The organism is Streptomyces sp. NPDC107500, assembly GCF_055582785.1.
The window spans coordinates 287,989-308,317 of record NZ_JBVJPF010000009.1 but is presented as its reverse complement, the minus strand read 5'-3'; the positions used below and the strand labels follow the sequence as shown (position 1 = coordinate 308,317).

Sequence of the window (20,329 nt, the reverse complement as noted above, 5' to 3'; positions counted from 1 at the left end):
TCCGCCGCAGTAGGGTGAACCGGTCGCGGCAGTGACCCCGATCTTCCGCTTTCCCCGACTTCCATGGAGACAGGACGTGTCCCGTCAGGTGTTCCTCTACGACCAACCGGAACGTTTCGTGGCCGGCACGGTCGGGCTGCCCGGGCGCCGTACGTTCTTCCTCCAGGCCACCGCGGGCTCCCGGGTGACCAGCGTGGCCCTGGAGAAGACCCAGGTCGCCGCCCTCGCCGAGCGCATGGACGAACTGCTCGACGAGGTCGTGCGGCGCAGCGGCGGCAGCACCGTCGTCCCCGCCGTGGCCCCCACCGAGCCGTCCGACACCGCGCCGCTCGACACCCCCGTCGAGGAGGAGTTCCGGGTCGGCACCATGGCGCTGGCCTGGGACGGCGAGGACCAGCGCATGATCGTCGAGGCGCAGGCCCTGGTGGAGCTGGAGGCCGAGTCCGAGGAGGACCTGGCGGAGGCCGAGGAACGGCTCCTCCAGGACGAGGAGAACGGCCCCCCGATGCTCCGGGTCCGCCTCACCGGCGCGCAGGCCAGGGCCTTCGCCAAGCGCGCCCTCGACGTCGTCAACGCCGGGCGCCCGCCGTGCCCCCTGTGCAGTCTCCCGCTCGACCCGGAAGGACACGTATGTCCGCGCCAGAACGGATACCGCCGCGGAGCGTGACCACCGACGCGACCGCGGCCGAGTTGCTCGCGCTGGGCGAACTGACCGTGCGCGGGCGCATCCGTGAGGCGTCCAACGCCGCGCTGTACTGCACCGTGACGCACGAGGGCCGCGAGGCGGCCTGCATCTACAAGCCGGTCGCCGGCGAGCGGCCCCTGTGGGACTTCACCGACGGCACCCTCGCCCAGCGCGAGGTCGCCGCCTACGAGGTGTCGGAGGCCACCGGCTGGGGCCTGGTCCCGCCCACCGTGCTGCGCGAGGGGCCCTACGGCGAGGGCATGGTCCAGCTGTGGATCGAGGCGGTGCCGGAGACGGAACTGCTCGCCCTGGTGGACGAGGAGGACCCCGGCCCCGGCTGGAAGGGGATCGCCCTGGCCGAGGTCGGCGAGGGCCGCACCGCGCTGCTCGTGCACGCCGACGACGAGCGGCTGCGCCGGCTCGCCGTACTGGACGCCGTGATCAACAACGCCGACCGCAAGGGCGGTCACCTGCTGCCCGCCGACGGCGAGCGGCTGTACGGCATCGACCACGGGGTCACCTTCCACGCCGAGAACAAGCTGCGCACCCTGCTGTGGGGCTGGGCGGGCGACCCGCTCACCGGGGAGGCCCTGGCGGCGCTCGACGCCCTCAGGGAGGCACTCGAGGACGGCGGCGCCCTGGCGCTCAGACTCGGCGGCCTCATCACCCCCGCCGAACTCGACGCCACCCGCGCGCGGGTCGACACCCTGCTGGCCTCCGGGAAACACCCCGAACCCGGCGGCGAGTGGCCGGCCATCCCCTGGCCTCCGGTCTAGGCACCCCGGTGACGCGGAAGCACGACGGCGGGGGCCGGCGCAAGAGCGCCTTACCGGCCAACCGGACCGGTCCGGTTCGTGTACGGAACATCCGTCCGGTTACGCTCATGACATGCATGCCTGGCCCGCTTCCGAGGTCCCCGTCCTGCCCGGTCAGGGCCGCGACCTGAGGATCCACGACACCGCGACCGGAGACCTGGTGACCCTCGCCCCCGGTCCCGTCGCCCGCATCTACGTCTGCGGCATCACGCCGTACGACGCGACCCATATGGGGCACGCGGCGACCTACAACGCGTTCGACCTCGTGCAGCGCGTGTGGCTCGACACCAAGCGACAGGTGCACTACGTCCAGAACGTCACCGACGTCGACGACCCGCTCCTGGAGCGTGCCGTGCGCGACGACGTCGACTGGACCGCCCTCGCGGAGAAGGAGACCGCCCTCTTCCGCGAGGACATGACGGCGCTGCGGATGCTGCCGCCGCGGCACTACATAGGTGCCGTCGAGGCCATACCCGGCATCGTCCCGCTCGTCGAGCGGCTGCGCGACGCCGGAGCCGCCTACGAGCTGGAGGGCGACACCTACTTCTCCGTCGAGGCCGACCCCCACTTCGGCGGCGTCTCCCACCTCGACGCCGCCGCCATGCGGCTGCTCTCGGCCGAGCGGGGCGGCGACCCGGACCGGCCGGGCAAGAAGAACCCGCTCGACCCGATGCTGTGGATGGCGGCCCGTGAAGGGGAGCCCAGCTGGGACGGCGCGTCCCTCGGCCGCGGGCGCCCCGGCTGGCACATCGAGTGCGTGGCCATCGCCCTCGACCACCTCGGCATGGGCTTCGACGTCCAGGGCGGCGGCTCCGACCTCGCCTTCCCGCACCACGAGATGGGCGCCTCGCACGCCCAGGCCCTCACCGGCGAGTTCCCCATGGCCAAGGCGTACGTCCACGCCGGCATGGTCGGTCTCGACGGCGAGAAGATGTCCAAGTCCAAGGGCAACCTGGTCTTCGTGTCGGCGCTGCGCCGCGACGGCGTCGACCCCGCCGCCATCCGGCTGTCGCTGCTCGCCCACCACTACCGGGCCGACTGGGAGTGGACCGACCAGGTGCTGCGGGACGCCGTCGCCCGGCTGGACCGCTGGCGCGCCGCCGTGTCCCGGCCCGACGGCCCGCCCGCCGAGGCGCTCGTCGAGGAGATCCGCGCCGCCCTTGCGAACGACCTGGACTCGCCGGCCGCGCTCGACGCCGTCGACCGCTGGGCCGCCCGCCAGGAGGAGAGCGGCGGCACGGACGAGGGCGCGCCCGGCGTCGTCTCCCGCGCGGTGGACGCCCTGATGGGCGTGGCCCTCTAGGCAGCCGCACAGCCGCAGCACACCCGCGCACGCGGAACGGGGGCGCTTCCGCCGGGAAGCGCCCCCGTCCCACATCGGTGAGCCCGCTCAGTCCTCCGACGACTCCTCGTCGTCCCCGGTCGCCTTGGGCGGCCGCGGCGGACGGGTCCGGCCGCTGGGGTTGTCCCGCAGAAACGGCGTGCCGGGCGGCCCGTCGCCGCCGTCCGCCGTGGCGTGTCCACCCGGTCCGCCCGTCCCGGAGCCGTCCCGGCGACGCAGGTACCGCTCGAACTCGCGGGCGATCGCCTCGCCCGAGGCCTCCGGCAGCTCCGCGGTGTCCCGGGCCTCCTCCAGCGACTGCACGTACTCGGCGACCTCGCTGTCCTCGGCGGCCAGCTGGTCCACGCCGGTCTGCCAGGCGCGGGCGTCCTCGGCCAGCTCGCCCAGCGGGACGCGCACCCCGATCAGGTCCTCCAGCCGGTTCAGCAGGGCCAGCGTCGCCTTCGGGTTGGGCGGCTGCGACACGTAGTGCGGCACCGCGGCCCACAGCGACACGGCCGGTACGCCCGCGTGGGCGCACGCCTCCTGGAGGATGCCGACGATGCCGGTCGGCCCCTCGTACTTGGTCTCCTCCAGGTCCATGCGCCGGGCCAGGTCGGCGTCCGACGTGGTCCCGCTGATCGGCACCGGACGGGTGTGCGGGGTGTCGCCCAGCAGTGCGCCCAGGACGACCACCAGCTCGACGCCCAGTTCGTGGGCGAAGCCGAGCAGTTCGTTGCAGAACGAGCGCCAGCGCATGGACGGTTCGATGCCGCGGACGAGGACGAGGTCGCGCGGCTTGTCGCCGCCGATCCGCACCACCGAGAGTCTGGTCGTCGGCCAGGTGACCTTGCGGACGCCGTCCTCCATGAAGACGGTGGGACGGTTGACCTGGAAGTCGTAGTAGTCCTCGGCGTCCAGCGCCGCGAAGACCTCGCCCTTCCATTCCCTGTCGAGATGCGCGACCGCGGTGGAGGCGGCGTCGCCGGCATCGTTCCAGCCCTCGAACGCGGCCACCATGACCGGGTCGACCAGCTCGGGAACCCCCTCGAGCTCGATCACCCAGCGCCTCCTTCCGACGTGCCCTCGCGTACCCCCCAACCTTACGGCGTGCGGAGGGGCCGCCCGCAGCCCCCTTGCACGGGGGAGTGAACGGATCACTGCCCCGCGCGAGGGGGCCGGACACCCTCCTGGCCTGCCCGGAAAGCGTCGGCCTACTTCCCGTCGAGCAGGCCCTGGACCTTCGCGCGGACGTCGTCGGTGGCCAGGCCGCGGATGGTCAGCGTGGTCCGGCGGCGCAGCACGTCGTCCGCCGTCTCCGCCCACTCGTTGTCCCGGGCCCACACGACCTGCGCCCAGATCTCCGGGGCGTCCGGGTGGACCCGCTCGGCCAGTTCCGGGCTCTCGTTGGCCAGCCGGGCGATGTCGAAGGCCAGCGAACCGTAGTGGGTGGCCAGGTGCCGTGCGGTGTCCGCGGCCATGCGCGGGCCGGGCGCCGGACCGTCGACCAGCAGCCGGTGGGCGACCGCGCGCGGGTTGGCGACACCGGGCAGCGGCAGCTTCTTCGGCAGCGACGCGATGGGCTCGAAGTCCTCGCCCAGCGGGTGGCCCGGCAGCGCCTCCAGCTTCTTCATCACCGTGCGGCCGATGTGGCGGAAGGTGGTCCACTTGCCGCCGGCCACGGACAGCATGCCGCCCCGGCCCTCGGTGACGACCGTCTCGCGCTTGGCCTTGGCGGTGTCACCCGGACCGCCGGGAAGTACCCGCAGGCCCGCGAAGGAGTACGTGATCAGGTCCCGGTCGAGCTGCTGGTCGCGGATGGAGAACGCGGCCTCGTCCAGGATCTGGGCCATGTCCTTGTCGTTGACCGCGACGTCCGCCGGGTCGCCCTCGAACTCCTCGTCGGTCGTGCCGAGCAGCAGCATGTCCTCCCAGGGGAGGGCGAAGGTGATCCGGTACTTGTCGATCGGGGTGGCCAGCGCCGCCTTCCAGGGCGCGGTGCGCTTGAGCACCAGGTGCGCGCCCTTGGACAGGCGGATGGACGGCGCCGCCGCCGGGTCCTCCATGCGGCGCAGGTGGTCGACCCAGGGACCGGTGGCGTTGAGCACCAGGCGCGCGTTCACCCCGAACTCGTCGCCGGTCAGCCGGTCCTTCAGCTCCGCGCCGGTCACCCGGCCCTTGGTGAAGCGCAGGCCGGTGACCTCGGCGTGGTTGAGGACGACCGCGCCGGAGTCGACCGCCGCGCGGACGGTCATCAGCGCCATGCGGGCGTCGTTCATCTGGTCGTCGCCGTACACGGCCACGGCCTTGAGGTTGTCGGTGCGCAGCTCCGGCACGTCCTGCGCGGCCTTGGCCGGGGAGAGCAGGTGGCCGACGCCGTCACCGAAGGCGGACAGCGCCGAGTACGCGAAGACGCCGGCCCCGAGCTTCGCCGCGCCGTGCGGCCCGCCCTTGTACACGGGGAGGTAGAACGTGAGCGGGTTCGCCAGGTGGGGGGCCACCTGGCGCGAGACCGCACGGCGCTCGAAGTGGTTCTCCGCCACCAGCTTCACCGCGCCGGTCTGCAGGTAGCGCAGTCCGCCGTGGAGCAGCTTGGAGGAGGCTGAGGAGGTGGCGCCGGCGAAGTCGCCGGCGTCGACCACGGCCACCCTGAGGCCGGACTGCGCGGCGTGCCAGGCGGTGGAGATGCCCAGGATGCCGCCGCCGATCACGAGAAGGTCGTACGACGCCTTGGAGAGCTGCTCCCGGGTCTCGGCCCGGCTCGGGTTCGAGCCGGAGGCCGGGTGCGTACCCAGGGCAGGCACGGACTGCAGGGTGGACTGAGTGGTCATTGCGGTTCTTACTCCTCGTCCTCGAGCCAGCCCATGGTCCGCTCGACGGCCTTGAGCCAGCTCTTGTACTCACGGTCGCGGGTCTCCGCGTCCATGCGGGGGGTCCACTCGGCGGCCCGCCGCCAGTTGGCGCGCAGGTCGTCGGTGCTGTTCCAGAAGCCGACGGCCAGGCCGGCGGCGTAGGCGGCGCCGAGGCAGGTGGTCTCGGCGACCATCGGGCGCACCACGGGGGCGTCCACGAAGTCGGCGAGGGTCTGCATCAGCAGGTTGTTGGAGGTCATGCCGCCGTCGACCTTGAGGGCGGTCAGCTCCACGCCGGAGTCCTTCGTCATGGCGTCCGCGATCTCCCGCGTCTGCCAGGCGGTGGCCTCCAGGACGGCGCGCGCGAGGTGCGCCTTGGTGACGTACCGGGTGAGGCCGGCGATCACACCGCGGGCGTCGGAGCGCCAGTACGGGGCGAACAGGCCGGAGAAGGCCGGGACGAAGTAGGCGCCGCCGTTGTCCTCGACCGTCAGGGCGAGGGTCTCGATCTCGGCGGCGGTGGAGATCAGGCCCATCTGGTCGCGCATCCACTGCACCAGCGAACCGGTGACGGCGATCGAGCCCTCCAGGGCGTAGACCGTGTCCTGGTCGCCGATCTTGTAGCCGACGGTGGTCAGCAGCCCCGAGTAGGAGTTGATGAGCTTGTCACCGGTGTTCATCACCATGAAGGTGCCGGTGCCGTACGTCGACTTGGTCTCGCCCTCGGAGAAACAGGTCTGCCCGAACAGGGCCGCCTGCTGGTCGCCGAGCGCGGAGGCGACCGGGATGCCGCCCAGCAGGTCGCCGAGCCGGCCGCCGGTGATCTCGCCGTAGACCTCGGCGGAGGAGCGGATCTCCGGAAGCATCTGCATCGGCACGCCGATGGACTCGGCGATCTTCTCGTCCCACGCCATGGTGTGCAGGTTCATCAGCATGGTGCGGGAGGCGTTGGTGACGTCGGTGACGTGCTTGCCGCCGTTCACACCGCCCGTCAGGTTCCAGATGACCCAGGTGTCCATGGTGCCGAAGAGCAGGTCGCCCGCCTCGGCGCGCTCGCGCACCCCGTCGACGTTGTCGAGCAGCCAGCGGGCCTTGGGGCCGGCGAAGTAGGAGGCCAGCGGCAGGCCGGTCTCGCGGCGGAAGCGGTCCTGGCCGACGTTGCGGCCGAGTTCCTTGCACAGGGCGTCGGTGCGGGTGTCCTGCCAGACGATGGCGTTGTGGACGGGCTCACCGGTGTTCTTGTCCCAGACGAGGGTGGTCTCGCGCTGGTTGGTGATGCCGATGGCCTTGATGTCGTCGCGGGTGATGCCGGCCTTCTCGACGGCGCCGGCGACGACCTCCTGGACGTTGGTCCAGATCTCGGTGGCGTTGTGCTCGACCCAGCCCGGCTTCGGGAAGATCTGCTCGTGCTCCTTCTGGTCGACGGAGACGATGCGCCCGTCGCGGTCGAAGACGATGCAGCGGGACGACGTGGTGCCCTGGTCGATGGCCGCGATGAAGGGTCCGGCGGTGTGGGCGTCGGTCACTGTGTGCTCCTGGTTCCGTGGTGGGTGGCCGGTCGGTGCGGCGCGTGTGCTGCGGCCCGATGATGGCCGAGCGTAGGTCCGCTCAGGCGAACGCGAGGTTGTAGACACCTCCGGCGATGGCGCCGCCGATCAGCGGACCGACGACCGGGATCCACGCGTAGGACCAGTCGGAACCGCCCTTGTTGGGCAGGGGCAGCAGGGCGTGCACGATGCGCGGGCCGAGGTCGCGGACCGGGTTGATGGCGTAGCCCGTCGGGCCGCCGAGCGACAGGCCGATGGAGACCACCACGAACGCCGTGATCAGGACGCCCAGGACGCCGAGGCCGTTGCCCTCCCCGTTGAGGCCCTGGGTGAGGATGGCGAGCAGCAGGACGAAGGTGCCGATGATCTCGGTGGCGAGGTTCTGGACCACGTGCCGGATCTCGGGGCCGGTGGAGAAGACGCCCAGGACGGGTCCCGCGCCCTTCTCCTGCGCCTCGACGGCCTTGGCCGTCGTGTCCTGGGCGCCGGGACCGCCGACGATCTCGCGGTCGGTGAGGTGGGCCTGGAACTGGCCGTAGTAGGCGACCCAGACCAGGACCGCACCGATCATGGCGCCGAGCATCTGGCCCGCGAAGTAGGTCGGGACGTTGCTCCAGTCACCGTCCTTGATCGCGATGCCGATCGTCACGGCCGGGTTGAGGTGGGCGCCGGAGAGCGGCGTCGAGATGTACGCCGCCGTCATGACGGCGAAGCCCCACCCGAGGGCGATGGCGACCCAGCCGGCGTTGCGCGCCTTGGAGGCCTTGAGCGTCACGGCGGCACACACACCGCCGCCGAGCAGGATGAGTATGGCGGTACCTATGGTCTCGCCGATGAAGATGTCGGAGCTGGACACCCGCGACTCCTTTGTCCTTCGTCCAGGGGAAGCCGAACCCCGGGTCCCTCCGGGTGTTCCGGCGCCCTCGGTATGAGAGCGATGGCGGCCCTTGGCGTTGTCCCACTCTAACGCGTATTGCCGGTAGGTGTTCGACAATGCCGACCGATGGACGCGAGTCTGGCTCGGTGTCACGGGTGCGTCAAGAGCCCTGTTATCGAAAGCACGATCGTTATTGATCGTCTCGGGCTATCGGTCCTGGGGCGGACATGACCGAGGGCCGGGACGCCCCCCGGCGCCCGGCCCTCTGCTTCCTCCCCGGACGCTAGAAGCGCCCGGCCCCCAGGTCCCGCGAGACCGCGCGGGCGCAGTCCCGGACCGCCGCGACCAGCTCGGGCCGCAGCTCGCCCTCCCGGCGCAGCCGCTCCACCGCGCCGGTGATGCCGACCGCGCCGACCGGCATGCGCCGGCGGTCGTGGATGGGGGCGGCGATGGAGGCGATCCCCTCCCAGGTCTCCTCCACGTCGGCCGCGTACCCGCGCGCGCGGGTGATGTCCAGGATGTGCTCGAACCCCTCCGGCTCGCAGACCGTCCGGTCCGTGTACGCCTTGCGGTCCGCCTCCAGCGCCTCGCTGTGCGCGACCGGGTCGTACGCCGACAGCACCTTGCCCAGCGCCGTGGAGTGCAGCGGCTGCATGGCACCGATCTCCAGGACCTGCCGGCTGTCGTCGGGCCGGAAGACGTGGTGCACGATCAGGACGCCCTGCTGGTGCAGGACGCCCAGGTGGACGCTCTCCCCGCTGGAGCGGGCCAGGTCGTCCGTCCACACCAGGGCGCGGGCCCGCAGTTCGTGCACGTCGAGGTACGTCGTGCCCAGGCGCAGCAGCTCCGCGCCCAGCTGGTAGCGCCCGGAGGCGTCGTCCTGCTCGACGAAGCCCTCCTGCTGGAGGGTGCGCAGGATGCCGTGCGCGGTGCCCTTGGCCAGACCCAGCGAGGAGGCGATGTCCGACAGGCCGAGCCGCCGCTCACCGCCCGCGAGCAGGCGCAGCATCGCGGCCGCCCGTTCGAGCGACTGGATGTTCCGTGCCATCGACGTACTGCCTCCGTCCCCTTCGAGTGCCGACCTCGGCGCCACTGACGTCGTTCGGCAATGCCGAACACTACCGGTCGATGCCGACCTCCCGCTAACCGTCGGCGGGCAACTGTTGCACTTCGGCCACGTCCCGGTCGTCCCGGCCGCCCTCCAGAGGCAGTCGAGGGCCGGGCGTCATCCTTTCGGCGGCCCTTACGGCCCGCCACACTCGTCCGCGTCGTGGACGCCCCGACCATCCGTCCCCGGTCCCGGCTACCCTGACGACGTGCGTTCTCCCCCGGGGCGTCCCCAGCGGACGCCACCGGGCAGCGCAAAGCCGACAGCCGTCGCATCCTAGGGAGCCCTTTCATGGCCTCGTCGCCATCCACCCCGCCCGCCGACACCCGGACCCGTGTGTCCGCCCTCCGCGAGGCCCTCGCCAGCCGCGTCGTGGTCGCCGACGGCGCGATGGGCACCATGCTCCAGGCGCAGAACCCCTCAATGGACGACTTCCAGCAGCTGGAGGGGTGCAACGAGGTCCTGAACCTCACCCGGCCGGACATCGTGCGCTCGGTGCACGAGGAGTACTTCGCCGCCGGCGTCGACTGCGTGGAGACGAACACCTTCGGCGCGAACCACTCCGCGCTGGGCGAGTACGACATCCCCGAGCGCGTCCACGAGCTGTCCGAGGCCGGTGCCCGGGTGGCCCGCGAGGTGGCCGACGAGTTCCAGGTCCGCGACGGCCGGCAGCGCTGGGTCCTGGGCTCGATGGGCCCCGGCACGAAGCTCCCCACCCTCGGACACGCCCCGTACACGGTGCTGCGCGACGCCTACCAGCGCAACGCCGAGGGCCTGGTCGCGGGCGGCGCCGACGCCCTGCTGGTGGAGACCACGCAGGACCTCCTCCAGACCAAGTCCTCCGTACTCGGCGCCCGGCGCGCCCTCGACGCCCTCGGCCTCGACCTGCCGGTGATCGTGTCGGTGACCGTCGAGACGACCGGCACCATGCTGCTCGGCTCGGAGATCGGCGCCGCGCTCACGGCGCTGGAGCCGCTGGGCATCGACATGATCGGCCTGAACTGCGCCACCGGCCCGGCGGAGATGAGCGAGCACCTGCGCTACCTCGCCCGGCACTCCCGCATCCCGCTGTCCTGCATGCCCAACGCCGGTCTGCCCGTCCTGGGCAAGGACGGGGCGCACTACCCGCTGACCGCGCCGGAGCTGGCGGACGCCCAGGAGACGTTCGTCCGCGAGTACGGCCTGTCCCTGATCGGCGGCTGCTGCGGCACCACGCCCGAGCACCTGCGCCAGGTCGTCGAGCGGGTGCGGGACACGGCACCCGGCGAGCGCCGGCCCCGGCCCGAACCGGGCGCCGCCTCCCTCTACCAGACGGTCCCCTTCCGGCAGGACACCTCGTACCTGGCGATCGGCGAGCGGACCAACGCCAACGGCTCGAAGAAGTTCCGCGAGGCCATGCTGGAGGGCCGCTGGGACGACTGCGTGGAGATGGCCCGCGACCAGATCCGCGAGGGCGCGCACATGCTCGACCTGTGCGTGGACTACGTCGGCCGCGACGGAGTGGCCGACATGGAGGAGCTGGCGGGGCGCTTCGCGACCGCGTCGACCCTGCCGATCGTGCTGGACTCCACCGAGGTCGAGGTCGTCCAGGCCGGGCTGGAGAAGCTCGGCGGCCGCGCGGTGATCAACTCGGTGAACTACGAGGACGGCGACGGCCCGGAGTCCCGCTTCGCGCGGGTCACGACGCTGGCGCGGGAGCACGGCGCCGCCCTGATCGCGCTGACCATCGACGAGGAGGGCCAGGCCCGCACCGCCGAGAAGAAGGTCGAGATCGCCGAGCGGCTCATCGACGACCTCACCGGCAACTGGGGCATCCACGAGTCGGACATCCTCGTCGACTGCCTGACCTTCACCATCTGCACCGGCCAGGAGGAGTCCCGCAAGGACGGCATCGCCACCATCGAGGGCATCCGGGAGCTGAAGAGGCGGCACCCGGACGTGCAGACCACGCTCGGCCTGTCCAACATCTCCTTCGGCCTCAACCCGGCCGCCCGCATCCTGCTGAACTCCGTCTTCCTGGACGAGTGCGTCAAGGCGGGCCTGGACTCGGCGATCGTCCACGCGTCCAAGATCCTGCCGATCGCCCGGTTCGACGACGAACAGGTCACCACCGCGCTCGACCTGATCTACGACCGGCGCAGCGAGGGCTACGACCCGCTGCAGAAGCTGATGCAGCTCTTCGAAGGCGCCACCGCCAAGTCCCTCAAGGCGTCCAAGGCCGAGGAACTGGCGGCGCTGCCGCTGGACGAGCGGCTCAAGCGGCGCATCATCGACGGTGAGCGCAACGGCCTGGAGCAGGACCTGGACGAGGCCCTCCAGGAGCGCCCGGCGCTGGAGATCGTCAACGAGACCCTGCTGGACGGCATGAAGGTCGTCGGCGAGCTGTTCGGCTCCGGCCAGATGCAGCTGCCGTTCGTGCTCCAGTCCGCCGAGGTCATGAAGACCGCGGTCGCGCACCTGGAACCGCACATGGAGAAGACGGACGACGACGGCAAGGGCACCATCGTGCTCGCCACGGTCCGCGGCGACGTCCACGACATCGGCAAGAACCTCGTCGACATCATCCTGTCCAACAACGGCTACAACGTCGTCAACCTCGGCATCAAGCAGCCGGTCTCCGCGATCCTGGAGGCGGCCGACGAGCACAAGGCCGACGTCATCGGCATGTCCGGGCTCCTGGTCAAGTCCACGGTGATCATGAAGGAGAACCTGGAGGAGCTGAACCAGCGCAAGCTGGCCGCCGACTACCCGGTGATCCTCGGCGGCGCGGCCCTCACCCGCGCCTACGTCGAGCAGGACCTGCACGAGATCTACGACGGCGAGGTCCGCTACGCCCGCGACGCCTTCGAGGGCCTGCGCCTCATGGACGCGCTGATCGGGATCAAGCGGGGAGTGCCGGGCGCCAAGCTGCCGGACCTCAAGCAGCGCAGGGTGCGGGCGGCCACCGTCCAGGTCGAGGAGCGCCCCGAGGAGGGCCACGTCCGCTCCGACGTCGCCGTCGACAACCCGGTGCCCGAGCCGCCGTTCCGCGGCACCCGCGTCGTCAAGGGCATCCAGCTCAAGGAGTACGCCTCCTGGCTCGACGAGGGCGCCCTGTTCAAGGGCCAGTGGGGCCTCAAGCAGGCCCGCACCGGCGAGGGACCCTCGTACGACGAACTGGTCGAGACCGAGGGCCGGCCGCGGCTGCGCGGCCTCCTCGACCGGCTCCAGACCGAGAACCTGCTGGAGGCGGCCGTCGTCTACGGCTACTTCCCCTGCGTCTCCAAGGACGACGACCTGATCGTCCTCGACGACGACGGCAACGAGCGCACCCGGTTCAGCTTCCCGCGCCAGCGCCGCGGCCGGCGGCTGTGCCTGGCCGACTTCTTCCGGCCGGAGGAGTCCGGCGAGACCGACGTCGTCGGCTTCCAGGTCGTCACCGTCGGCTCCCGCATCGGCGAGGAGACGGCCCGCATGTTCGAGGCCAACGCCTACCGCGACTACCTCGAACTGCACGGCCTGTCCGTGCAGCTCGCCGAGGCCCTCGCCGAGTACTGGCACGCGCGCGTGCGCTCCGAGCTGGGCTTCGCCGGGGAGGACCCCGCCGAGATGGAGGACATGTTCGCCCTGAAGTACCGGGGCGCCCGCTTCTCCCTCGGCTACGGCGCCTGCCCGGACCTGGAGGACCGCGCCAAGATCGCCGACCTGCTCCAGCCGGAGCGCATCGGCGTCCACCTGTCGGAGGAGTTCCAGCTCCACCCCGAGCAGTCCACCGACGCCATCGTCATCCACCACCCCGAGGCGAAGTACTTCAACGCCCGCTGAACCCCCGTGTGAGCCGCTCCACAGGCCACACCAGGCGTTCCGGTCCCGCACGACGTACACTGGTCGGTCCACCGCAGGCCGGTTCCCCACGTGGGAACCGGCCTGATCGTCCCTCAAGGAGGTACGTGGATGACCAGCACGGTCCCCGCACTCGGAACCCGTACGGCCGAAGGCTCAGCCCTGCAGGCCGTGCTCCTCGACATGGACGGCACCCTGGTGGACACCGAGGGCTTCTGGTGGGACGTCGAGGTCGAGGTCTTCGCCTCCCTCGGCCACACCCTCGACGACTCCTGGCGCCACGTGGTCGTCGGCGGCCCCATGACCCGCAGCGCCGGCTTCCTGATCGAGGCCACCGGCGCCGACATCACCCTCGCCGAACTGAGCGTCCTGCTCAACGACGGCTTCGAGGAGCGCATCGGCAGCGACCTGCGGCTCATGCCGGGAGCCGCCCGGCTGCTCGCGGAGCTGTCCGCGCACGAGATCCCCACCGCCCTGGTCTCCGCCTCGCACCGGCGCATCATCGACCGCGTGCTGACGTCGCTCGGCCCGCGGCACTTCGCCCTCACCGTCGCCGGTGACGAGGTGCCGCGCACCAAGCCCCACCCCGACCCCTACCTGGCCGCCGCGGCCGGGCTCGGCGTGGACCCCGCGCGGTGCGCCGTCGTGGAGGACACCGCGACCGGGGTCGCCGCCGCCGAGGCCGCCGGCTGCCAGGTCGTCGCCGTGCCCTCGGTCGCCCCCATCACACCGGGCGCGCGGCGCACCGTGGTCGGCTCCCTGGAAGAGGTCGACCTGACATTTCTGCGCGGTCTGATGACCGTAATGCTCTAGGCGTTCAGGGGGATATTCCCGGCTTCCCCGATGGCCGAATTGCAGCACCGGTCACCGACCTCGAAGTGTGACGTTCCCCACGTTGCCAGGGGTCGACAGGCATGCGTAGGTGTGCTGCTTTCGGCCAGGCGAACGTTGTCGAGGAGTCCTTGTGTCCTGATTGGTGAAAGCCTGCACTAATCCTTCCACTGTCGGGTTTTCGGTGTGTCCACACCCGGTTTCGCTCCGTGATGAGCCCCCAACTCCGGTGGCTGCGAGCCCCCGTGCGGGCGCGGACTAATCTCGTCGCGAGAACGTCCGCCACTACCCCCGTGATCCGCCGCGACACCCCTGCATTCCGGATACACGGACCGACAGCTCTGGAGAAACTCGAGCATGAACCGCAAGACTTTGGTGCTGCCGGTCGTCGTCGGCCTGCTCGCGCCGGTACTCGCCGCCTGCGGCGGGTCCGACGGCGGCAGCGGCGGCGGGGACGCGATAGTCGTCGGCACCACGGACCGGTTCACCATCACGAAGGACGTCACGGCGCCCCTCGACCCGGCCTGGGCCTACGACGTCGGTGCCTGGAACATCATGCGCCACACCTCGCAGACGCTGATGACCCAGCCGCGCGGTGACGGCGAACCCGTCCCCGAGGCCGCCGAGAAGTGCGGCTTCACCGACACCGGCAACGAGCGCTACGCCTGCACCCTGCGCGACGGCCTGCAGTTCTCCGACGGCGACGCCATCACCGCCGAGGACGTCAAGTACTCCATCGACCGCGCCATGTCCCTGAAGGCGGACAGCGGCGTCTCCGCGCTGCTGTCGACCGTGGACACCGTGGAGACCCAGGGCGACCGCGAGGTCATCTTCCACCTCAACTCCGCCGACGCGACCTTCCCGTACAAGCTGTCCACGCCCGTGGCCGGCATCGTGGACAAGGACTCCTACCCGAAGGACAAGCTGCGCGAGGGCTTCGAACTCAGCGGGTCCGGTCCGTACGAGATGAAGGGCGAGTCCAAGGACGGCGTCCTCGACAAGGTCGTGTTCACCAAGAACCCCAACTACAAGGGGAGTCTCAAGGTGAACAACGACAAGGTGGAGCTGGTGTCCTTCGACGACGCCGACGCCATGGGAAGCGCCCTGGAGAAGGGCGACATCGACGTCATGACGCGCGCGATGACGCCGGAGCAGATCCGCAAGCTCTCCAACAGCTCCGACAGCGACGTCAAGCTCATCGAGGTCGCCGGCCTCGAGATCCGGTACCTGGGCTTCAACGTCGACGCGCCCAGCGTGAAGGACAAGGCCATCCGGCAGGCCATGGCCCGGCTCATCAACCGCGACGAACTCGTCGCCAAGGTCTACGGTTCGCAGGCCGAGCCGCTGTACTCGATGGTCCCGGCCAGCATCACCGGCCACTCCAACTCGTTCTTCAACAAGTACGGCGACCCGGACCCGGGCGCGGCGAAGCAGGCGCTGAAGTCGGCCGGCATCGAGACGCCGGTCAAGCTGACCCTGCACTACACCACCGACCACTACGGTGCCGCGACCAAGCCGGAGTTCGAGGAACTGCAGCGCCAGCTCAACGAGAGCGGCCTCTTCGACGTCGCCATCGAGGGCAAGCCCTGGGACGTCTTCCGCCCCGCCGAGCGCGACCTCAAGTACGACGTCTTCGGCATGGGCTGGTTCCCCGACTTCCCGGACGCGGACAGCTTCATCGCGCCGTTCCTCGACCGGGACAACACGCTCAACTCGCCCTACCTGAACCCGAAGATCATCAACGATCTGATCCCCGAGTCCCGGCGTGAGGCCGACCGCCTCTCCGCGGTGGACACCCTCACGGAGATCCAGGACATCACCGCCGAGGACGTCCCGGTCATCCCGCTGTGGCAGGGCAAGCAGTACGTGGCCGCCGGCGACGACGTCACCGGCACCGCCTACCTGCTCAACTCCTCCTCGTCGCTCCAGCTGTGGGAGCTGGGCCGGGGCGTGAGCGGCTGACACCCTCGCAGGACCACACGAAGGGCGCCCTCCTCCGACCGGAGGAGGGCGCCCTTCGCGCTGCTCTGCTGCTCTACCGCACTGCTCTACCGCACCGGTCTACTGCGCGCCGGGGCGGACCAGACCGCTCTCGTACGCGTACACCGCCGCCTGCACCCGGTCCCGCAGGCCCAGCTTGGTCAGCACATGACCCACATGCGTCTTCACGGTGGTCTCGCTGACGAACAGGTCGGCGGCGATCTCCGCGTTGGACAGACCCCGGGCCACCAGCTTCAGCACCTCGACCTCGCGGTCCGTCAGCGTGTGCAGCGTGTCCGGCACCGGCTCGTCGCCCGAGGGCAGATGCGTGGCGTACTTGTCGAGCAGCCGCCGGGTGATGCTCGGCGCCAGCATCGCCTCGCCGCCCGCCACCACCCGGATCGCCTGCACCAGCTCGTTGGCCGGAGCGTCCTTCAGCAGGAACCCGCTGGCGCCCGCCTTCAACGCCTCCACCACGTACTCGTCGAGGTCGAAGGTGGTCAGCACCAGCACCTTCGCCGGACCGTCCCGCTCGGGCCCGGTGATCTGCCGGGTCGCCTCCACACCGTCCATCCGCGGCATGCGGATGTCCATCAGCACCACATCGGGCTGCAGCGCCCGCACCTGGTCGAGTGCCTGGAGGCCGTCGCCGGCCTCGCCGACGACCGCGATGTCCTGCTCCGCCTCCAGAATCATCCGGAAGCCCGTGCGCAGCAGCGGCTGGTCGTCGACCAGTAGGACGCGGATGGCCACGTAAGTCTCCTTCGGCTAGCCCGGCCCCATTCTGCCCTGCTCGGTGCCACCGGACTCGGCCGCCCTCACGGGCAGCGGATAGGGCGGGGGAGTACCGCCGAATTCCGGGCAGTGCGCCTGGTGGTCGCACCAGCCGCACAGCTTCGTGGGACGCGGACGCCACTCACCCGTCTCGGTCGCCAGCCGGATCGCCTCCCACAACGCCAGCAGCTTGCGCTCCACCCGCTCCAGGTCGGCGAGGACCGGATCGTAGGTGAGCACGTCGCCGCTGCCGAGATAGACGAGCTGAAGGCGCCGTGGGACGACCTTCTTCAGCCGCCACACCACCAGCGCGTAGAACTTCATCTGGAACAGCGCGCCCTCGGCGTACTGCGGCTTGGGAGCCTTGCCCGTCTTGTAGTCGACGATCCGCACCTCGCCCGTGGGAGCCACGTCGACCCGGTCGATGATGCCGCGCAGCCGCAGCCCCGAGTCCAGCTCCGCCTCCACGAACAGCTCCCGCTCGGCGGGCTCCAGCCGGCTCGGGTCCTCCAGGGTGAACCACCGCTCGACGAGCCGCTCCGCCTCCCCGAGCCACCGCCCCAGCCGCTCACCCTCCGGATCGTCCGCGAACAGCTCGCCGACCTCCGGCCTGCTCTCCCGCAACCGGTCCCACTGACCGGGAACCAGCGCCTTGGCCCGCGGCGCGGTGCGCTCGGCCGCCGGGGCGTCGAAGAGCCGCTCCAGCACCGCGTGCACCAGCGTGCCCCTCGTCGCCGCCTCGCTCGGCTTCTCCGGCAGCCGGTCGATCACCCGGAACCGGTACAACAACGGGCACTGCATGAAATCGCCGGCCCGGGAGGGCGAGAGCGAGGCCGGCCGTATCGCCACGGGGGCGGGGGCGGCGGCCTCCGCGCCCACCGCCGCGTCCGCGCCGTCCGCCACGGTCGTTGCCGGTCGGGCGGGTCCGCCCGCGTCCTCCGCGACATCCTCGATGCTCGTCTCCATGCCCACAGACCTTACGGCCCACCACCGACAGTGACCCACCCCGTGGCCCGTGACCCGTGCGACGGAAGGGAAGCACAGGGGTGCCGGGGCGGAACGGACGGGGGCGGACGCATACCATCGACAGGAGACCCTCCCGTCCGGCAGGCGGGAGACGCTTCGAACGAGGGGACACCGTGGACGTGAGCGGCGGGAGCGGGCACCCGCGGTCCGGCAACGACGAGTCGGCCCGGCCCCGGTCGGGGCCCACGACCCCGGCCGCCGACGGCGCACAACCGGACCCCGCGGCCCCCACGACACCCGGCACACCGGGCCCGGAGCCCCAGGGCCCCCACGCCGACCAGGACCCGGGCCGGAACAACGACCACCAGAACCCCGACCGGACCCCGCCCCCGCAGTCCCCGCCCGGTCCCCCCGCCCACCACGCCGGCGGCGAACCCCACGGCGGCGGCAAGGGCGGACCCGGGCGGCCGCCGCAGCGCCGGCCCGAGCCCGGCGGAGGGATCCTGATGGGCAGGCCCTTCGGCGTGCCCGTGTACGTCGCACCCAGCTGGTTCCTCGTCGCCGCCCTCATCACCTGGGTCTTCGGCGGCCAGCTCGACCGCGTCCTGCCCGAGCTGGGCGCCGCCCGCTACCTCGTCTCCCTCTTCTTCGCCGTCGCCTTCTACGCCTCCGTCCTCGTCCACGAACTGGCGCACACCGTCGCCGCACTCCGCTTCAAGCTCCCCGTGCGCCGCATCCAGCTCCAGTTCTTCGGCGGCGTCTCCGAGATCGAGAAGGAGGCCGAGACCCCAGGCCGCGAATTCGTGCTGGCCTTCGTCGGCCCACTCCTCTCCCTGGTCCTCTCCGGCGTCTTCTACCTCGCCCTGCTGCCCGTGGAACCCGGCACCGTCCCCGGCGTCCTGCTGGCCGGCCTGATGATCTCCAACCTGATCGTGGCCGCCTTCAACCTCCTGCCCGGCCTCCCCCTCGACGGCGGCCGCATGCTCCGCGCCGTCGTCTGGAAGATCACCGGCAAGCCCATGCACGGCACCGTCGCCGCCGCCTGGGTCGGCCGGGCCCTCGCCGTCTCCGTCCTCATCGGGCTGCCCCTGCTCACCCAGTCCGGCGCCCTCGGCTCCGACGCCGTGGACAACGTCGGCATGGACACCGTCCTGGACGCCCTGCTCGCCGCGATCCTCGCCGCCATCATCTGGACCGGCGCCGGAAACAGCCTGCGCATGGCCCGCCTGCGCGAACACCTCCCCGAACTGCGCGCCCGCGCCCTCACCCGGCGCGCCGTCCCCGTACCCGCCGACACCCCCCTCTCCGAGGCCCTGCGCCGCGCCAACGCCTCCGGAGCCCGCGCCCTGGTCGTCGTCGACACCGAAGGCGGACCCGTCTCCCTGGTCCGGGAGGCCGCCATCGTCGGCGTACCAGAACACCGACGCCCCTGGGTGGCGGTCAGCACCCTCGCCCAGGACCTCACCGACGGCATGCGCGTCTCCGCCGAACTCTCGGGCGAGGAACTCCTGGACGCCCTGCGCGCCAACCCCGCCAGCGAGTACCTCGTGATCGAGGAGACCGGCGAGATCTACGGCGTCCTGTCCGCGGCCGACGTCGAGCGGGCCTTCGTCAAGGCAATGGCAAGGCCCAGCTGAACGCGCCCCCAAGGCACGCGGCGAACCGCGCGAGCACCCCCACACGGCCCGCGCCGCTCGCACCCGCGCAGCCACCACCCCCTGCGCTGGTCCAGCCCCCGGCGGGGAACCGGTAGGCTGGTCACATGTCCGAACCGACCGGTGCCGCCCGCAGGCGCGGGCCCTTCAAGGTCGGGGACCAGGTTCAGCTGACCGACCCCAAGGGCCGCCACTACACGTTCACGCTCGAGGCCGGGAAGAACTTCCACACCCACAAGGGTTCCTTCCCCCACGACGAACTGATCGGTGCTCCCGAGGGCAGCGTTGTCCGCACCACCGGGAACGTCGCCTACCTCGCGCTGCGCCCCCTGCTCCCCGACTACGTCCTCTCCATGCCCCGCGGGGCAGCCGTCGTCTACCCGAAGGACGCGGGGCAGATCCTCGCCTTCGCCGACATCTTCCCCGGCGCACGCGTCGTGGAGGCCGGCGTGGGCTCCGGCTCGCTGAGCAGCTTCCTGCTGCGCGCCATCGGCGACCAGGGCATGCTGCACTCCTACGAGCGCCGCGAGGACTTCGCCGACATCGCCCGCCAGAACGTGGAGCGCTACTTCGGGGAACCGCACCCCGCCTGGCAGCTCACCGTCGGCGACCTCCAGGACAACCTGTCCGACACCGACGTCGACCGCGTCATCCTCGACATGCTCGCCCCCTGGGAGTGCCTGGAGGCCGTCTCCAAGGCCCTCGTGCCCGGCGGCATCCTGTGCTGCTACGTCGCGACCACCACCCAGCTCGCCCGGACCGTCGAGTCCATCCGCGAGATCGGCTCCTTCAACGAGCCGACCTCCTGGGAGACGATGATCCGCAACTGGCACGTCGAGGGCCTCGCCGTCCGCCCGGACCACCGGATGATCGGCCACACCGGCTTCCTGCTCACCGCCCGCCGCCTCGCCGACGGCGTCGAGCCCCCCATGCGCCGCCGCCGCCCCGCCAAGGGCGCCTACGGCGAGGACTACGCCGGACCCAACGCCGACGGAGGCGCCGGCCGCTGAGGCGTCCCCGCGCCCCGATCAACGCAAGTACGCCGTGGTGGAGTTCCCGGCAGCCCCCGGGAACTCCACCACGGCGTACTTGCGTT

At 71.3% G+C, this 20,329-nt stretch carries 15 protein-coding genes; 8 read left to right on the top strand and 7 right to left on the bottom strand.

The window, feature by feature from the left end:
* Positions 1 to 76: 76 nt before the first annotated feature.
* From ACZ67M_RS33355 to mshC, 3 genes are all read left to right on the top strand, one after another.
* Positions 77 to 667 carry a DUF3090 domain-containing protein gene (locus ACZ67M_RS33355; RefSeq protein ID WP_122617332.1) on the top strand — a complete coding sequence of 197 codons (591 nt, stop codon included), beginning with the start codon at positions 77 to 79 and terminating at the stop codon, positions 665 to 667.
* On the top strand, positions 631 to 1,461 hold the full coding sequence (locus ACZ67M_RS33350) for an SCO1664 family protein (protein ID WP_469853877.1): 831 nt from the start codon (positions 631 to 633) through the stop codon (positions 1,459 to 1,461). The genes ACZ67M_RS33355 and ACZ67M_RS33350 overlap by 37 nt, the downstream gene beginning before the upstream one ends.
* A gap of 112 nt (positions 1,462 to 1,573) precedes the next feature.
* The gene (gene mshC / locus ACZ67M_RS33345) at positions 1,574 to 2,803 is read left to right on the top strand and encodes a cysteine--1-D-myo-inosityl 2-amino-2-deoxy-alpha-D-glucopyranoside ligase (protein ID WP_361360661.1); all 1,230 of its coding nucleotides are present in this window, start codon (positions 1,574 to 1,576) and stop codon (positions 2,801 to 2,803) included.
* 87 nt (positions 2,804 to 2,890) lie between these two features.
* On the opposite strand, the gene parJ is transcribed toward mshC, so the two are convergent.
* The 5 genes from parJ to ACZ67M_RS33320 all read right to left on the bottom strand — a co-directional run bounded on the left by parJ (position 2,891) and on the right by ACZ67M_RS33320 (position 9,145).
* On the bottom strand, positions 2,891 to 3,883 hold the full coding sequence (gene parJ, locus ACZ67M_RS33340; RefSeq protein WP_125492588.1) for a filament polymerization regulator ParJ: 993 nt from the start codon (positions 3,881 to 3,883) through the stop codon (positions 2,891 to 2,893).
* 152 nt (positions 3,884 to 4,035) lie between these two features.
* The gene (locus ACZ67M_RS33335) at positions 4,036 to 5,652 is read right to left on the bottom strand and encodes a glycerol-3-phosphate dehydrogenase/oxidase (RefSeq protein WP_469853876.1); all 1,617 of its coding nucleotides are present in this window, start codon (positions 5,650 to 5,652) and stop codon (positions 4,036 to 4,038) included.
* Between the two features lie 8 nt (positions 5,653 to 5,660).
* Complete coding sequence (gene glpK / locus ACZ67M_RS33330) at positions 5,661 to 7,199, bottom strand: glycerol kinase GlpK (RefSeq protein WP_122617327.1); 1,539 nt, start codon at positions 7,197 to 7,199, stop codon at positions 5,661 to 5,663.
* Positions 7,200 to 7,281: 82 nt separating this feature from the next.
* Positions 7,282 to 8,076, bottom strand: coding sequence for an aquaporin (locus tag ACZ67M_RS33325; RefSeq protein WP_161329864.1), 795 nt, complete (start codon positions 8,074 to 8,076; stop codon positions 7,282 to 7,284).
* 304 nt (positions 8,077 to 8,380) lie between these two features.
* Positions 8,381 to 9,145 carry an IclR family transcriptional regulator gene (locus ACZ67M_RS33320; protein WP_122617325.1) on the bottom strand — a complete coding sequence of 255 codons (765 nt, stop codon included), beginning with the start codon at positions 9,143 to 9,145 and terminating at the stop codon, positions 8,381 to 8,383.
* A gap of 351 nt (positions 9,146 to 9,496) precedes the next feature.
* Between ACZ67M_RS33320 and metH the strand changes: the two genes are divergently transcribed.
* The 3 genes from metH (at position 9,497) to ACZ67M_RS33305 (ending at position 15,820) form a co-directional block, all read left to right on the top strand.
* The gene (gene metH / locus ACZ67M_RS33315; RefSeq protein ID WP_385797189.1) at positions 9,497 to 13,009 is read left to right on the top strand and encodes a methionine synthase; all 3,513 of its coding nucleotides are present in this window, start codon (positions 9,497 to 9,499) and stop codon (positions 13,007 to 13,009) included.
* Positions 13,010 to 13,138: 129 nt separating this feature from the next.
* Positions 13,139 to 13,840 carry an HAD family hydrolase gene (locus tag ACZ67M_RS33310; RefSeq protein ID WP_361360669.1) on the top strand — a complete coding sequence of 234 codons (702 nt, stop codon included), beginning with the start codon at positions 13,139 to 13,141 and terminating at the stop codon, positions 13,838 to 13,840.
* A gap of 375 nt (positions 13,841 to 14,215) precedes the next feature.
* Positions 14,216 to 15,820: an ABC transporter substrate-binding protein gene (locus tag ACZ67M_RS33305; protein WP_361360671.1), complete on the top strand. Its 1,605-nt coding sequence runs from the start codon at positions 14,216 to 14,218 to the stop codon at positions 15,818 to 15,820.
* A 99-nt stretch (positions 15,821 to 15,919) separates the two neighbouring features.
* Here the strand turns inward: ACZ67M_RS33305 and ACZ67M_RS33300 are convergent, their stop codons facing one another.
* Together ACZ67M_RS33300 and ACZ67M_RS33295 are read right to left on the bottom strand one after the other, a co-directional pair.
* A complete protein-coding gene (locus tag ACZ67M_RS33300) occupies positions 15,920 to 16,591 on the bottom strand; it encodes a response regulator (protein WP_064727043.1) in 672 nt (223 codons plus the stop codon).
* A 15-nt stretch (positions 16,592 to 16,606) separates the two neighbouring features.
* Positions 16,607 to 17,578 carry a RecB family exonuclease gene (locus ACZ67M_RS33295; RefSeq protein WP_392014101.1) on the bottom strand — a complete coding sequence of 324 codons (972 nt, stop codon included), beginning with the start codon at positions 17,576 to 17,578 and terminating at the stop codon, positions 16,607 to 16,609.
* A 173-nt stretch (positions 17,579 to 17,751) separates the two neighbouring features.
* Here ACZ67M_RS33295 and ACZ67M_RS33290 point away from each other — a divergent pair, with 173 nt between their 5' ends.
* Together ACZ67M_RS33290 and ACZ67M_RS33285 are read left to right on the top strand one after the other, a co-directional pair.
* A complete protein-coding gene (locus ACZ67M_RS33290) occupies positions 17,752 to 19,215 on the top strand; it encodes a site-2 protease family protein (RefSeq protein ID WP_392014104.1) in 1,464 nt (487 codons plus the stop codon).
* Between the two features lie 125 nt (positions 19,216 to 19,340).
* Positions 19,341 to 20,243, top strand: coding sequence for a tRNA (adenine-N1)-methyltransferase (locus ACZ67M_RS33285; RefSeq protein ID WP_122617319.1), 903 nt, complete (start codon positions 19,341 to 19,343; stop codon positions 20,241 to 20,243).
* Positions 20,244 to 20,329: the final 86 nt, after the last annotated feature.

Excerpts from the sequence above, each read along its gene's own strand:
- ACZ67M_RS33335 (WP_469853876.1), bottom strand. The coding sequence starts at position 5,652 with ATGACCACTCAGTCCACCCTGCAGTCCGTGCCTGCCCTGGGTACGCAC.
- ACZ67M_RS33310 (WP_361360669.1), top strand. The coding sequence starts at position 13,139 with ATGACCAGCACGGTCCCCGCACTCGGAACCCGTACGGCCGAAGGCTCA.
- ACZ67M_RS33295 (WP_392014101.1), bottom strand. The coding sequence starts at position 17,578 with ATGGAGACGAGCATCGAGGATGTCGCGGAGGACGCGGGCGGACCCGCC.
- metH (WP_385797189.1), top strand. The coding sequence starts at position 9,497 with ATGGCCTCGTCGCCATCCACCCCGCCCGCCGACACCCGGACCCGTGTG.
- ACZ67M_RS33305 (WP_361360671.1), top strand. The coding sequence starts at position 14,216 with ATGAACCGCAAGACTTTGGTGCTGCCGGTCGTCGTCGGCCTGCTCGCG.
- ACZ67M_RS33285 (WP_122617319.1), top strand. The coding sequence starts at position 19,341 with ATGTCCGAACCGACCGGTGCCGCCCGCAGGCGCGGGCCCTTCAAGGTC.
- ACZ67M_RS33320 (WP_122617325.1), bottom strand. The coding sequence starts at position 9,145 with ATGGCACGGAACATCCAGTCGCTCGAACGGGCGGCCGCGATGCTGCGC.
- mshC (WP_361360661.1), top strand. The coding sequence starts at position 1,574 with ATGCATGCCTGGCCCGCTTCCGAGGTCCCCGTCCTGCCCGGTCAGGGC.
- ACZ67M_RS33350 (WP_469853877.1), top strand. The coding sequence starts at position 631 with ATGTCCGCGCCAGAACGGATACCGCCGCGGAGCGTGACCACCGACGCG.